We start from the raw sequence: 14143 nt of genomic DNA, 5'->3' as shown, positions 1-14143 counted from the left end.
GATCTCCTGCATGGGCGCGAAGAAGTTGCGCACGTACAGCACCGTCGCCAGCAGCACGCCGACGCCGAGGGCGCCATCGGCGACGCGGATGCCGCCCCACAGCACCACCAGGGTGATCGTCAGCGCCGAGACCGCCATCAGCCCGGGCTCGAAGGTGCCGAACAGCACCATGGAGCGCCGGTTGATGTCGCGGTAGTCGCCCGCCACCTTGCGGAAGGCGACGTCGTTGCGCGGCTCCTTGCGGAACGACTTGACCGCGCGGATGCCGGTCATCGTCTCCACGAACTGCACGATCACCTTGGCGCTGATCACCCGCGACTCGCGGTACACGAGCTGCGAACGGCGGTAGAACCAGCGCATCAGCAGCACCAGGGGAACACCGGCCAGCAGCAGCACGACGCCGGCCTGCCAGTCGGCGATCACCAGCGCGATGAAGGTGAAGATGCCGAACAGCACGCCCGAGACGAGGTTGTTCAGCCCGCCGTCCAGCAGCTCGCGGATCGAGTCCAGGTCGCTGGTCTGCCGGGAGATGATCCGGCCCGACGTGTACGACTCGTGGAACTCCAGGCTCAGCCTCTGCGTGTGCAGGAAGATGCGCTTGCGCAGGTCGAGAAGCACGGCCTGCGTGATGCGGGCCGCGAGCACGACGTAGAAGCCGATCAGCGCGGAACCGGCGATGCCGGCGAACAGGTACACCGCGGTGACCATGATCGCGGGCATCCAGTCCGCGTTCTTCAGCAGCTGCGGCAGCACGGAGTCGAGCGCGATGCCGATCAGGATCGGCCCCGCGACCTGAAGCGCGGTCGAGACGACCAGCACGATCGCGGCGATCACGATGCGCAGGCGCAGCGGGTGGATCAGCGAGCCGAGCAGGCGCAGCGAGCGCTGCCGGATGGCACGGCTCTCCTCCTTCGTCAGGTCCGAGCGGTCCTCGTCCCGGGTTCCCGTGATGGTCATGCCTGCACCTCCTCTTCGGTGGCGGATGCTTCGTCCGCGGGCACCGCGGTCTCGTCGTCGCCGGATGCCGTGGCGGACGCGCGGTGCGCCTCTGCGACGGCCTCGGTGATGATCGGGATGGTCCCGGTGCGCGCGGCCTCCTCGGCCTCCAGGCTCGAGATCACGTGGCGGTAGTGCGCGCTCGTGCGCAGCAGGTCGGAGTGCTTCCCGACCGCCGTGATCCGGCCCTTCTCGAGCAGCGCGACCCGGTCCGCTAGCGCGACGGTCGACGGACGGTGCGCGACGATCAGCGCCGTCGTCTCGGCCAGGACGTGCCGCAGGGCCTCTTCGACGAGCGCCTCGGTGTCGACGTCGAGCGCCGACAGCGGGTCGTCGAGGACGAGGACCTTGGGCGCGGCGGCGACGGCACGTGCCAGTGCCAGACGCTGCCGCTGACCGCCGGAGAGGCTCAGCCCCTCCTCGCCGATGATCGTCTCGAGCCCGTCGGGCAGCGAGTCGGCGAACCCGGCCTGCGCCACGTCGAGCGCCTCGCGCAGCACGCGGTCGGCCTCCTCGCTGTGCAGGTCGAGGTCAGCGCGGCCCAGCAGCACGTTCTCGCGGACGGATGCCGAGAACAGCGTGGCGTCCTCGAAGGCCATCGCGATGTGACGACGCAGTTCGGCGAGCTCGAAGTCGCGGATGTCCACGCCGTCGAGCGTGACCCGGCCGCCTGTCACGTCGTACAGACGCGCGGGAAGCGTGGTGAGCGTGGTCTTGCCGGACCCGGTCAGGCCCACCAGGGCCATGGTCTCGCCCGGCTCGAGCACCAGGTCGATGCCGTCGAGCAGGTCGCGCTCGGAGGGGCCTGCATCCTGGTACCGGAAGCGGGCGCCTTCGAAGGCGAGTGCGCCGCGCGGCTCCGCCAGATGCACCGGCTTCTCGGGGTCGGTGATGGTGTTGGTCTCGCGGTAGATGTCGAACACGCGGTCCGTCGCCGTCCGGGCGTCGAGCATGAACGAGAACAGGAAGCCGATCGATTCGATCGGCCAGCGCAGCACGGTGGCCATCGCGAAGAACGCGAACAGCTCGGCGACGTTGATGGCTCCGGTCGAGATCAGCCAGATGCCGGTGATCAGGCTCAGGCCGAACGCGAGCTGCGGCATGAGGTCGAGCCAGAACCAGATCTGGCCGACCGCGCGTGCCTTGCCCAGCTCGGTCTCGCGCAGCGTCTCGGCCTGTCGGCTGAACCGGGTCAGCGCGTGCTTGCCTCGGCCGAATGCCTTCAGCACCCGGATGCCGTGGACGCTCTCCTCCACGCTGGTGGCGAGGTCGCCGGCCTGGTCCTGACTGCGTCGCGCCAGCGTGCCGTAGCGCTTCTCGAACAGGTAGCCGGCGACCCACAGCGGGATGCCCGTGGCGATGAAGATCGCTCCGAGCATCCAATGCCAGCGGAACAGCAGCAGCGCGCCGATGATGATCGTCAGGATGTTGACGACAAGGAGGATCAGGCCGAACGCGATCCAGCGGCGGATCAGGCTGAGGTCCTGCATCATGCGGCTGAGCAGCTGTCCCGACTGCCAGCGGTCGTGGAAGGCGACCGGCAGATTCTGCAGACGCGAGTACAGCTCGGCTCGCATCCGGTACTCCACCTCGGTGGCGGGGGGGAGCACGAACCAGCGGCGCAGCCACACCATGGCGGCCTCGCCGAGGGCGAGGACGAGCACGCCGAAGGCGCCGGCGACGATCAGCCCGATCACACCGCCGTTCAGGTGCGCGCCGGAGACGTCGCCCAGGCCCTTGACGATCTGCTCGAGCACGATCGGGATCATCAGCGCGATGACGGCTGCGGCGAGCGCGCTGGCCGCACCGCCGATGAGGCGGCCGAAGATCGGCCGGATGAACGGTTTCAGTCGCCAGAGTGCGGCGAAGGTTGACAGGGACGACGAAGAAGAGTTGGCAGACATGGCTCTCGGTTGCGTAGCGATCAGGTGACGAAGACAAGGGGCCGGATGCTCGGCATCCGGTGTGGCGGGCGGGCGGTGCTGCTCCCTATCGGAGGCCGCCGGCCGCGTTCAGTCGCGCAGGCGGGGTGCGCGCGAGCCGAGGGCGATGAACGTCGTGACAGTCGTCGTTTCCATGGTGTCCTCCTCAGGCTCGGCTTCGTCGGACCGATCGGCGCGACAGCCTTCGAGCCTATGCCCGTGTCCCTCCTGAAGGCAAGAGGAAATCCCTTTCCGATATTCCGACGGCGCCCCTTCTCATGCCGGTGCCCCGGCCTGCGAGCGAGCGCATGCCGAGGCACTAGGGGAAAGAGGGTATCGACGCGAAGGATCAGGCCATTGCGGCGGCCTCTCGCTCGAGCAGGCTCCGCTTGACGTCGAGGCCCCACGCGAAACCGCCGAGGCTCCCGTCCGAGCGCAGCACGCGATGGCAGGGCACGAACAGGGCGGGCGCGTTGCGGGCGCAGACGGACGCCGCGGCGCGCACCGCCCGCGGGCTGCCGAGCTCGATGGCGAACTCGGTGTAGGTGAGCGGCTGCCCCGGGGTGATGCGCCGCAGCGCCTCCCAGCCGACCCGCTGCATCTCGGTGCCGCGCTGATGCACCGCGACCGTGGTGATGGCATCCAGGTCGCCGGCGTAGTACGCCCGCGCGGCGTCGGCGGCATCCGTCCTCCCCTCTGCGATGCTGTCGGGGCGCAGCGAGGCGTGCACCCGCCCGATGATCGCGGCGTGGTCGTCGCTCCAGCCGGAGGCGAGCACGCGCTGCGTCTCATCCGCGAGGATCGTGAGGGCGCCGTCCGGGGTGTCGATGGTCTGGATGAGAGCGGTCATGAGAGCTCCTTGCTCGGGGTCTTCGGTTTCGCGGTTCGGACGGCGCGGACGGGGGCCGCGCGCCAGAGATGGGCGGTGAGATAGCTGCGCCAGGGGGCGATGCGCTCGGCCCAGGCGGCGAGGGCCGCGGGTTCCGCGGGCAACCCGGATGCCGCGGCTCCGGCACGCATGGCGACGTCACCGGGCAGCAGCACATCGGGGTCGCCGATCACGCGCATCCGCACGTAGTCGGCAGTCCACGGACCGATGCCGCGCATCGCCAGGAGGCGCGCCCTCTGCTCGGCCGCGTCGTCGCCGACGGTCAGCAGGAGCGAACCGTCGGCGAGCGCGGCGGCGGCGCCCGTGATCGCCCGGATGCGGGCTGCGGGACCGCGCAGCACCTCGGCGCCGCGCTCGGCGATCGCGGTCATGGTCGGGAACAGGATCCCGCCGTCCGCGGTGCGCTCCCCCAGCTGGTCGGCGAGGGCGGTCAGCGCGGTGCGCGCGGCGGCCACGGTGATCTGCTGACCGACCATCGCGCGGATGAGCATCTCGTGCGGGTCGGCGGCGCCGGGTACGCGGATGCCGGGCAGCGCCGCGACGAGCGGCGCGAGCTCGGCGTGCGCGGAGAGCTCCTCGTCGACCGCGGTCGGGTCCGCGTCGAGGTCGAACAGCCGTCGCGCGGTGGCGACGAGCGGCGCGAGGTCTCCGAGCCGCGTGACACGCGCACGCAGACGCAGACGGCCGTCGGCGTCCTGGCGGATCTCCAGGTGCGCGGGTCCCCCTGGCATCCGCAGGTGGCGCGCGAAAGAGGTCGCGGTCGCAGTCTCCACCCCGGGCAGCGCACGCGCGGCCATCCAGGCGAAGATGCCCGAGGCGTCCATGGGAGCGCGATGCGGCAGCAGCAGGTCGATGGCGCCCTGCGCCTCGGCATCCGCCGTCGCCGCGGCCGTGGTCGCGCCTCGCCGCTCCGTCGCACGGCGAGTGGCGCGCAGCTCGCCCGGAGTCATCTCGAACACCTCGCGGATCGTGTCGTTGCACTGCCGGATGCTGGCGAACCCGGCCGAGAAGGCGACCTCGGACACCGGCATGTCGGTGCCGACCAGCAGCATGCGTGCGGTGTGCGCGCGGTGCGCCCTGGCCAGGGCGAGCGGGCCCGCCCCGAGCTCCGCGGTGAGCAGGCGGGTGAGGTGACGCGGCGAATAGCCGAGGCGGTTCGCGAGGCCGGGAACGCCCTCCTGCTCGACCACTCCCGAGGCGATCAGGCGCATGGCCCGTGCCGCCGCATCGCTGCGCAGATTCCACGCGGGCGAACCCGGCGTCGCCTCGGGCAGGCAGCGCTTGCACGCGCGATACCCAGCCTCGTGCGCCGCCGCGCTGGTCGGATAGAACGTGACGTTCGCGGGCTTCGGCGTGCGCGCAGGGCAGCTCGGGCGGCAGTAGATGCCGGTCGAGCGCACCGCCGTCACGAACTGCCCGTCGAAGCGCGTGTCACGCGCGCTGATCGCGCGGTACCGCTCGTCGAAGGTCATCGTGGCTTCGGTCATGCCTCCATGCTGTCACGTCCGAATGCCGCTGGCTGACGGAAATCGGACACGGCGGTGCCGTGACCGGAAGCCGGTCAGCGCGGGTCGAGATGGATGCCGGCGATCATGCAGCGCGCTGACCCTCCGGCCAGCTCGATCGGCGCGACGTCCAGCGCCAGGATGCGGCACGAGGCCGAGATCACCTGCGCCTGCTCGTCGCTGAGGCTGCGGCGGGCGGTCTCCGACATCACGAGGATGCGCTCGCCGTTGTGGTCGCGCAGCTCGATCGCGTTGCCCGCGAAGGAGGCCACCTGGTCGGCGGTGAGCGGCACCAGCGTGCGGCCGGTGTCGCGGATGCGCTGGGCGATCTGCTCGCGGCGCACGTCGCCGACGATGCTGTCCAGCCCGATCAGGGCGATGTCGGTGCCGATGCACATCATCACGTTGGTGTGATAGATCGGCACGCCGTCCGGATCCGCTGCGTCGAAGACCACCGGCTCATAGCCGAACACCGTGCAGAACCGCTCCACGAGCACCGGGTCGCAGCGGTGCGAGCGCACCGCATAGGCGATCCTCGACACGTGGTCGAGCACCATCGCCCCTGTGCCCTCGAGGAACAGGTCGTCGGGCTCCAGACCGGAGTAGTCGATGACCTCCTGCACCCGGTACTCGGACTTGAGCATCTCGATCACGTCGGCCCGGCGCTCGCCGCGACGATTCGGCGCGTACATCGGGTACACCGCGACCCGGCCGCCGGCGTGCGTGGAGAACCAGTTGTTGGGGAACACGCTGTCGGGATGCGTGTCGGTCTCGTCCTCGAACAGGTGCACGCGCACGCCCTCGGCGCGCAGCGCCTCGGCCACGCGCGTGCACGCGTCATAGGCCTCGCGCGACACGTCGTGGTCGGCCTCGCTCTGGAAGGTGTTGTCCGCCGCGGTCTGCGGGTTGGGCCGGAAGTGGTGGGGCCGGATCAGCACCACCGCGTTCGGGGCCTGAGCGGATGCCGCTCTCACGCCAGGCTGTGCGCCGAGGCGCCCTCGGCGACCAGCGCGAAGAGGTTCTTCGGATCGGCCGGCTCGGCGATGATGTCGACCTCGGTGAAGTAGTCCGTGCCGTCGATCGCGGAGTCCAGGTACCGCAGCGCGGAGAAGTCCTCGATCGCGAAGCCCACGGAGTCGAAGATCGTGATCTGCTCGGCCGAGGTGCGTCCGGCAGCCTCGCCGCGGAGCACGCGCCACAGCTCGATGACCGGGTACTCGGGGTCGAGCTGCTGGATCTCACCCTCGATGCGGGTCTGCGGCGGGTACTCCACGAAGATGTCTCCGCGGTGCAGGATGCGGGCGTCGAGCTCGGTCTTGCCCGGGCAGTCGCCGCCGATCGCGTTCACGTGCACACCCGGGCCGACCATGTCGTCGGTCAGCACGGTGGCGTTGGCCTTGTCGGCGGTGCAGGTGGTGATGATCTGCGCGCCCTGCACGGCCTCCGCACCGCTCGCGGCGCGCACGATGTCGAACCCCAGCGGGCGCATGTTGGCCTCGAACACGTCCATCGCGTGCGGGTCGGTGTCCCAGATGCGCAGGCTGCGGATGCCGAGCAGCGCGCGGAACGCCAGCGCCTGGAACTCGGACTGGCTGCCGGTGCCGATCATGGCCATCGTCGTGGCGCCCTCGGGCGCGAGCACGCGGGCGACCATGGCCGAGGTGGCGGCGGTGCGCAGCGCGGTGAGGATGGTCATCTCGGACCACAGCGTCGGATAGCCGCTGTCCACGTCGGCCAGCACGCCGAACGCGGTGACGGTCTGCAGGCCGCGCGCGGGATTGCTCGGGTGGCCGTTGACGTACTTGAAGCCGTACTGGCGGCCGTCACTGGCGGGCATCAGCTCGATCACGCCGATGTGGGAGTGGCTGGCGACGCGGGGGGTCTTGTCGAAGTCCTCCCAGCGCTTGAAATCCTCGACGAGCGTCTCGGCGATCCCCTCGATCGCGCGCTCGATACCGGTGTCGACCAGCCAGCGGCGCATGTTCGGAACATCGACAAAACGGACCATCGTCCATCCCTTCACTCTTCGTCCCTCCAATCTACGCGCGTCCGATGTCACTTTCATTCATCATCATGAGTCATTTTCACAATTGAACCAGCATTGTGAGCATCAATGGGATACATTCTGTGCATGAGTTCTCTCGATGATCTCGACCGCCGCCTGCTGTCACTGCTGCGCGCGAACAGCCGCGAGTCGGTCGTGAACCTCGCCAGGCGCCTCGGCGTGACCCGCACCACCGTCGACAGCCGGCTCAAGCGGCTCGTCGACAGCGGCGTGATCGTCGGGTTCTCGGTGCGCGTCCGCGACCCCGCCGCGGCATCCGTGGTGCGCGCGGTGATGCTCATCGCCGTGGAGGGGCGCAACACGCGCGAGGTGATCCGCAGCCTGCGCGGCGTTCCGCAGATCGCCGCACTGCACACCACGAACGGGCGATGGGATCTGGTCGCCGAGATCAGCTGCGACGGCCTGGCGTCCTTCGATGAGACGCTCGGCACCATCCGCGGCATCGACGGCATCCGCGACAGCGAGACCAGCATCCTGCTGAGCTCGGCGACGGTCTGAGCCCGCCACCTTCGTCTCGCTGCGCTCGCTCAGGGATCGGAAGACTCCGGTTCCTGAGCGAGGAGCGCAGCGACGAGACGAAGGACCGGCTCAGTGGAAGAAGTGGCGCTCCCCCGTGAAGAACATCGTGACGCCGGCCTTGCGGGCGGCGTCGATGACCTCGCCGTCGCGCACCGACCCACCGGGCTGCACGATGGCCGTGATGCCCGCGTCCAGCAGCACCTGCGGGCCGTCGGCGAACGGGAAGAACGCGTCGGATGCCGCGACCGCCCCGGCCGCGCGTGCGCCGGCGCGCTCCACCGCGAGGCGGCAGGAGTCGACGCGGTTGACCTGGCCCATGCCCACGCCGACCGTGGCGTTGTCCTTGGCGAGCACGATCGCGTTCGACTTGACCGCACGGCACGCCTTCCACGCGAAGATGAGGTTCTCCATGGCGGCCTCGTCGGGACGCTCACCGGAGACGAGCTCCCAGTCCTTGGCGACCGAGACGATGTCGTCCGGGAAGCGGTCGGCGTCCTGCAGCAGCAGGCCACCCGAGACAAGCCGCACGTCCATGCGCTCCTGCTGCCAGTCCTCGGGCAGCTTGAGCAGGCGCAGGTTCTTCTTGGCCTTGAACACCTCGAGCGCGGCGGGCTCGAAGTCGGGCGCCACGATGACCTCGGTGAAGATGTCCTTGAGGTTCTCGGCCATCTTCAGCGTGACCGTGCCGTTCGCGGCGATCACGCCGCCGTACGCTGACACCGGGTCGCACTCGTGCGCACGCAGGTGCGCGCTGGCGATCGGGTCGAGCGCGTTCGGCGCGGTCGTGGCGATGCCGCACGGGTTGGCGTGCTTGATGATCGCCACCGACGGCAGCACCATGTCGTAGGCGGCGCGCAGAGCGGCGTCCGCGTCGACGTAGTTGTTGTACGACATCTCCTTGCCCTGCAGCTGCGTGGCCTGGGCGATGCCGTGGCCGCCGGTGCGGGTGTAGATCGCGGCGCGCTGGTGCGAGTTCTCGCCGTAGCGCAGGGTCTCCAGGCGCTCCGCCTTGATCGTGAGGTGCGCGGGCAGGTCGGCGCCGTCGCTGAGGGTGCCCTCCGAGAACCACTGGGCCACGGCGGTGTCGTAGGTCGCGGTGTGCGAGAAGGCGCGGGCTGCGAGCTCACGGCGCTGGGCGAGGTCGGTGCCGCCGCCCTTCACCGACTCGATGATCGCCGGGTACGACTCCGGCGAGACGACGATGGCCACGTTCGCGTGGTTCTTGGCTGCGGCGCGCACCATGGCCGGACCGCCGATGTCGATCTGCTCGACGATCGCGTCGGGCTCGGCTCCCGAGGCCACGGTCTCCACGAACGGGTAGAGGTTGACCACGACCAGCTCGAAGGGCTCGATGCCGAGGTCGGCGAGCTGACGCTCGTGATCCTCCAGGCGCAGGTCGGCGAGCAGGCCGCCGTGGATCTTGGGATGCAGCGTCTTCACGCGTCCGTCGAGCATCTCGGCGACTCCGGTGACGGAGGCCACGTCGGTGACCTCGAAGCCGGCGTCCCGCACCGTCTGCGCGGTCGATCCGGTGGAGACGATCTCCACCCCCGCCTCGGCGAGAGCGGCGGCGAGCTCGACCAGACCGGTCTTGTCGCTCACCGAGACCAGCGCGCGCCTGATCGGCACCAGGTCGCGGTGACGGTACAGCGAGGGATCGAGGCGGGGGCCGGCCATGATGATGCTCCTTCGGACGTGCGTTGTGAGGGGGTGTGATCAGAGAACGAGGTCGCCGGTGGCGATGCGCTCCACGACGTCGATCAGCAGCCGCCGCTCGACGGGTTTGATGCGCTCGTGCAGCGTGGCTTCGGTGTCGCCGGGCAGCACCGCGATGCGCTCCTGGGCGAGGATGGGACCGCTGTCGACTCCGTCGTCGACGACGATGACGGAGGCGCCGGTCTGCTCGACGCCGGCGGCCAGAGCGTCGCGCACACCGTGCGCGCCGGGGAACTCGGGCAGGTAGGCCGGGTGGGTGTTGACGATGCGCGGCGCATAGCGCGCCACGACCGCGGCGGGCAGCAGGCGCATCAGCCCGCTCAGCACGATGAGGTCGGGCTGCCAGGCATCCAGCTGCTCGGCCAGCTCCTCACCCCACGCCTCTCGCGACGGGTAGGCGGAGTACGGCACGGTGAAGGTCGGGATGCCGAACTCCTCGGCGTGGGCCAGGCCGTCGGCGTCGCGGTCGGCGCCCACCGCCACCACGCGTGCAGGGAAGTCGGGGTGGCTCGCGGCCTCGAGCAGGGCTCGGAGATTCGAGCCGGTACCGGAGATGAGTACGGCGAGCGTCAGCACCCGGTCAGTCTACCGGGGCGGTCAGGTCGGAGACGTCGCCGCCCATCTGCTCGCGCCAGCGGTCGGTCCGCTCCTCGGCGAGCTCGTCGCGGTGGCGAGGCGTGAGGAGCAGGATGCCGGCGCCGATCAGCACCTCGATGCCGATCGCCAGCGCGAAGGGGCCGACGGCGGGGCCGACCTCGGACAGCCGCCCCGGTCCGATGGACCCGGATGCCAGCACCGCGGCGAGCGCGACCACGCCTGCGGAGACGGCGGCGATGCCGACGGCGATCGCCGTGCGGGGCCAGATCCCGGTGCCGACGCGCTCCCAGACCAGGCGGGACCGCACGATCCATCCGGCCAGCGCACCGCATGCGATCGGGAGGAGCACCGCCACGAGCATCCACATCGACGAGTTCGCGGGCACGAGGCCGAGCACGGGGATGCCGGGGACCACGCCCACGCTTGTGCCGGCGGGCGACACGGCTGTGCCGGTGCCGAGCGCGAAGCCGGGGCCGGCCAGCCAGCTCGCCGACCACACCAGCAGGGTGGGGAGGTACACGAGGTGCGCGAGGGTGAGCATCGTCGCGCCGAGCACGTCGACGCGGGCCGCCTCGAAGAGGGCGATCACCTCTCCCCCGCGCAGCAGGGTCATCGCCGCGACCCCGAGGGCGGCGGCGCCGGTGAGTGCCACCACGGCCGCAGCCGCTCCGCGCAGCGTCTCGGCGGGGACCGGCGACCAGTCGCCCCAGCCGTCCACGATGTCGTGCACGCGGTCGACGAGGCCCTCGTCGCCCTCCGCCCAGGCGTACCGGACGGCGCCGATCAGGAGACCCGCGAGGTACGCGGCGGCCGGGAGGAGGATGGCCGCCCACTGCGGTGCACGCAGCACGCTGGAGTGCGCCGTCAGGCCGACCACCGCGCTGATCAGCGCGAAGACCACCGCGCCGGAGAGCACCCCGCTCAGCCACGCCCCCGCGATCGCCGCACGGCGTCCGGAGCGGGCCGCGAAGATCACGGTGAACAGCAGGATCGCCAGCGGCGGCACGGACAGCGCGAAGGTCGCCGCCTCCTTGGGGATCGCGAGCCCCGACAGCACGGCATCCGGCAGCACGACCTGCAGCGGCACCCCGTGCCCGAACTGCCAGAGTGTGCCACTGACCGGCCACAGCGCACCCCAGTCGGCGTCCACGCCGAACGACAGCACCCACAGCAGGGTGAACGGCGCGAGCACGGCGGCCAGGCCGATGGCGGCCGCGATGGCGGCGTCCAGGGCGGCGAGGAGCAGGACGATGACGCGTTGCATGACTCCACGAGCCTACGGCCCGCATCCGATGGGACAGCCGAGCCCACGCGAGAGGGGCGCAACACGATAGATTCTCCTGCGGAGGTCACGATGACAACTGCCCCTGCGCACCCCGATTCCGACACCGAGCCGCGCAACGCGCTCGACCGATTCTTCGAGATCACGAAGCGGGGGTCGAGCTTCGGCGCCGAGATCCGCGGTGGCGTGGTCACCTTCGTGACGATGGCGTACATCGTCATCCTGAACCCGATCATCCTGTCCACGACCGCTGACATCGATGACCACAAGCTGGGCTTTCTGCAGCTGAGCGCCGTCACCGGCCTCACCGCCGCGGTGATGACGATCCTGTTCGGTCTCATCGCGCGCCTGCCGTTCGGCTTCGCCGCGGGCCTGGGCATCAACGCCTTCCTCGCCTTCTCGGTGGTCGGCGAGGTCACCTGGCCCGAGGCGATGGGCCTCGTGGTCATCAACGGCCTCATCATCGTGCTGCTCAGCGCCACCGGTCTGCGCCGCATGATCTTCGACGCGGTCCCCATGCAGCTGAAGATCGCGATCACGGTCGGCATCGGCCTGTTCATCGCGTTCATCGGCTTCGTCAACGCCGGCTTCGTCACCGCCGCGGGCTCCCCGCCGGTCACGCTCGGCATCGGCGGATCCGTCAGCACGGTCCCGACCGTGATCTTCGTCTTCACGCTGCTGCTGACCGGCATCCTCGTCGCCCGCAAGGTGAAGGGCGGCATCCTCATCGGCCTGGTGTCGGGGACGCTGCTCGCAGTGATCGTGGAGGCGATCTGGCACATCGGCGCCAAGGGCGAGAAGAACCCCGGCGGCTGGGGCCTGTCGGTGCCCGCCCTGCCCAAGGAGCTCGTCAGCCTTCCCGATCTCTCGCTCGTCGGCCAGGTCGACCTGTTCGGCGCGTTCAGCCGGATCGGAGCGCTCGCCGCCCTGATGCTCGTGTTCACGCTCGTGTTCACCAACTTCTTCGACGCCATGGGAACCATGACGGGCCTCGCCAAGGAGTCCGGGCTCGCGGACGAGAAGGGCAACTTCCCGCGCCTGAAGTCGGCGCTGATCGTCGAGGGCGTCGGCGCCGTCGTGGGCGGCGCGACCTCGGGTTCGTCGAACACGGTGTTCATCGAGTCGGGTGCCGGCATCGGCGAGGGGGCCCGCACCGGTTTCGCGAACATCGTCACGGGCGTGCTGTTCCTGATCGCGATGTTCTTCACGCCGCTGGTGTCGATCGTGCCGACCGAGGTCGCAGCGGCGGCGCTGGTGATCGTCGGCGCGCTGATGATGAGCCAGATCCGGTTCATCGACCTGACCGACTTCTCGGCGCTGTTCGGCGTCTTCCTCACGGTCGCCGTCATGCCGATGACCTATTCGATCGCCAACGGCATCGGCGCGGGCTTCATCGGCTGGGTGGCCGCCCGGGCGTTCTCCGGCAAGGCGAAGGAGATCAGCCCGCTGCTGTGGATCGTCACGGCCGGATTCGTGATCTTCTTCGCCCGCGGGCCGATCGAGGCGCTGCTCGCCTGATCGTCCGCTTCCGGGAAACGGGGGCGGATGCTGATCAGCATCCGCCCCCGTCTCGTCACACCTCGAGCAGCGTCTCCCCGACGTACCCGCCCTTGCGGCAACCGGGCGGGATCGCGAAGACAGCACTCCCGACCGGCGTGGTCCACACGTTCAGCAGATCCACCTTCGCCAGCCGCTCCTGTATCGGAGTGTATTGCGTAGCGACGTCGGCCTGGAACGAGATGAAGATCAGTCCGGCGTCGGACACCTCTCCCGCTCTGCTGGGCGGCACGTCGTAGTTGTACCCGCGACGGAAGATGCGCTGGGCCGGATCCTCCCCGCGCGCACGGCGGATGTGCGCGATGTCGTCGATCACAGGGAACCCGAGCGGTCCCTTCGCCGTGAAGTCGGGGTCGTCGTGCTCGCTCTTCCCCGTCAGCGGTGCGCCCGTGTCGAGCGTTCGCCCGATTGCGAATTCCCTCCCCTCACGATCCAGCTCATCCCACGTGTCCAGGTTCATCTCGATGCGGCGCACGACCATTCCCGTGCCTCCCGCGAGCCACCCATCGTCACACCAGACGATCTTGTCGAACTCATCCGTGCCGGGAAGGGGGTTCGCCGAACCGTCCACCTGGCCGAACAGGTTGCGCATCGTCGTGCCCGGTGCCACTGTGGCATGGGCGTAACGGAAGCCCTGCTGCACCCAGGCCACGCCCGTGAAGCTGCGCGTGTCTTTCAGCAGCATCCGCACCGTGTGCGCGACCGTGAGCGGATCGTCTGCAGCGACCTGAATCATCAGGTCTCCACCGGTGAACTCCGGGCGCAGCCTGTCGATGGAGAACGCCGGCAGCGGCGCGAGCCAGCTCGGGACCGCCCCTCCTGCGCGAGTGACGAACTCGAGCCCGAAGCCGAACGTGACGGTGAGATTCGCCGGGTTCGTCGCCAGTTCAGGCTCGGAGTCCGCCAGAGCGGGGACCCCGGCGGTCAACCGAGCCGCATCGTCCGTGAGCAGACGCATCATGCGGCGCAGCGCATCCCTATCGGTGTCTGGGCGCAGAACCAGGCTGATCACCGTCGCGTGCGCCTGGGCGTCCGTACCAATGCCGGCTTGGTGCTCGCCGTGGAACGGCACGATCTCGCCGCCATGCAGCGGCG

The 14143-nt window shown here is 69.9% G+C and carries 12 protein-coding genes; 2 read left to right on the top strand and 10 right to left on the bottom strand.

The genetic code is table 11. From position 1 onward, the window contains the following. The 6 genes from BGN97_RS09760 to BGN97_RS09735 all read right to left on the bottom strand — a co-directional run. A partial coding sequence (locus BGN97_RS09760; protein WP_292700653.1) for an ABC transporter ATP-binding protein occupies window positions 1–957 on the bottom strand: 957 nt, incomplete at its 3' end. After that, window positions 954–2900, bottom strand: coding sequence for an ABC transporter ATP-binding protein (locus BGN97_RS09755; RefSeq protein ID WP_292700651.1), 1947 nt, complete (start codon window positions 2898–2900; stop codon window positions 954–956). The genes BGN97_RS09760 and BGN97_RS09755, both read right to left, overlap by 4 nt. Window positions 2901–3267: 367 nt before the next feature. Next, window positions 3268–3768, bottom strand: coding sequence for a methylated-DNA--[protein]-cysteine S-methyltransferase (locus BGN97_RS09750; protein WP_292700649.1), 501 nt, complete (start codon window positions 3766–3768; stop codon window positions 3268–3270). Next, complete coding sequence (locus BGN97_RS09745; protein WP_292700646.1) at window positions 3765–5294, bottom strand: Ada metal-binding domain-containing protein; 1530 nt, start codon at window positions 5292–5294, stop codon at window positions 3765–3767. Before BGN97_RS09745 ends, BGN97_RS09750 begins: the two co-directional genes overlap by 4 nt. 74 nt (window positions 5295–5368) lie before the next feature. Next, window positions 5369–6286 (bottom strand): citrulline utilization hydrolase CtlX, encoded by a 918-nt coding sequence (gene ctlX, locus BGN97_RS09740; RefSeq protein WP_292700643.1) that lies wholly within the window; start codon window positions 6284–6286, stop codon window positions 5369–5371. Beyond that, window positions 6283–7320: an ornithine cyclodeaminase gene (locus tag BGN97_RS09735; protein WP_292700640.1), complete on the bottom strand. Its 1038-nt coding sequence runs from the start codon at window positions 7318–7320 to the stop codon at window positions 6283–6285. The genes ctlX and BGN97_RS09735 overlap by 4 nt, the downstream gene beginning before the upstream one ends. 123 nt (window positions 7321–7443) lie before the next feature. Here BGN97_RS09735 and BGN97_RS09730 point away from each other — a divergent pair, with 123 nt between their 5' ends. Beyond that, window positions 7444–7875: an Lrp/AsnC family transcriptional regulator gene (locus tag BGN97_RS09730; RefSeq protein WP_292700637.1), complete on the top strand. Its 432-nt coding sequence runs from the start codon at window positions 7444–7446 to the stop codon at window positions 7873–7875. A 90-nt stretch (window positions 7876–7965) separates the two neighbouring features. Here BGN97_RS09730 and purH read toward each other — a convergent pair whose 3' ends face one another. The 3 genes from purH to BGN97_RS09715 are packed head-to-tail and all read right to left on the bottom strand — an operon-like array spanning window position 7966 to window position 11473. Next, a complete protein-coding gene (gene purH / locus BGN97_RS09725; protein WP_292700634.1) occupies window positions 7966–9573 on the bottom strand; it encodes a bifunctional phosphoribosylaminoimidazolecarboxamide formyltransferase/IMP cyclohydrolase in 1608 nt (535 codons plus the stop codon). A 39-nt stretch (window positions 9574–9612) separates the two neighbouring features. Further along, entirely contained in the window at window positions 9613–10188 is a 576-nt protein-coding gene (gene purN / locus BGN97_RS09720; protein ID WP_292700631.1) for a phosphoribosylglycinamide formyltransferase, read from the bottom strand. 4 nt (window positions 10189–10192) lie between these two features. Next, window positions 10193–11473 (bottom strand): DUF6350 family protein, encoded by a 1281-nt coding sequence (locus BGN97_RS09715; protein WP_292700628.1) that lies wholly within the window; start codon window positions 11471–11473, stop codon window positions 10193–10195. A 90-nt stretch (window positions 11474–11563) separates the two neighbouring features. Between BGN97_RS09715 and BGN97_RS09710 the strand changes: the two genes are divergently transcribed. Beyond that, entirely contained in the window at window positions 11564–13009 is a 1446-nt protein-coding gene (locus tag BGN97_RS09710) for an NCS2 family permease (protein WP_292700626.1), read from the top strand. Between the two features lie 55 nt (window positions 13010–13064). Here the strand turns inward: BGN97_RS09710 and BGN97_RS09705 are convergent. Continuing rightward, window positions 13065–14143 (bottom strand): Dyp-type peroxidase (locus tag BGN97_RS09705; protein WP_292700623.1); only part of this gene is annotated, 1079 nt, incomplete at its 5' end.

This window comes from Microbacterium sp. 69-10 (assembly GCF_001897945.1).
GTDB lineage: Bacteria > Actinomycetota > Actinomycetes > Actinomycetales > Microbacteriaceae > Microbacterium.
The sequence above is the reverse complement of the archived record's forward strand: the minus strand, read 5'-3'. Positions and strand labels throughout refer to the sequence as shown.

Excerpts from the sequence above, each read along its gene's own strand:
- BGN97_RS09755 (WP_292700651.1), bottom strand. The coding sequence starts at position 2,900 with ATGTCTGCCAACTCTTCTTCGTCGTCCCTGTCAACCTTCGCCGCACTC.
- BGN97_RS09750 (WP_292700649.1), bottom strand. The coding sequence starts at position 3,768 with ATGACCGCTCTCATCCAGACCATCGACACCCCGGACGGCGCCCTCACG.
- BGN97_RS09745 (WP_292700646.1), bottom strand. The coding sequence starts at position 5,294 with ATGACCGAAGCCACGATGACCTTCGACGAGCGGTACCGCGCGATCAGC.
- BGN97_RS09735 (WP_292700640.1), bottom strand. The coding sequence starts at position 7,320 with ATGGTCCGTTTTGTCGATGTTCCGAACATGCGCCGCTGGCTGGTCGAC.
- BGN97_RS09730 (WP_292700637.1), top strand. The coding sequence starts at position 7,444 with ATGAGTTCTCTCGATGATCTCGACCGCCGCCTGCTGTCACTGCTGCGC.
- purH (WP_292700634.1), bottom strand. The coding sequence starts at position 9,573 with ATGGCCGGCCCCCGCCTCGATCCCTCGCTGTACCGTCACCGCGACCTG.
- BGN97_RS09715 (WP_292700628.1), bottom strand. The coding sequence starts at position 11,473 with ATGCAACGCGTCATCGTCCTGCTCCTCGCCGCCCTGGACGCCGCCATC.
- BGN97_RS09710 (WP_292700626.1), top strand. The coding sequence starts at position 11,564 with ATGACAACTGCCCCTGCGCACCCCGATTCCGACACCGAGCCGCGCAAC.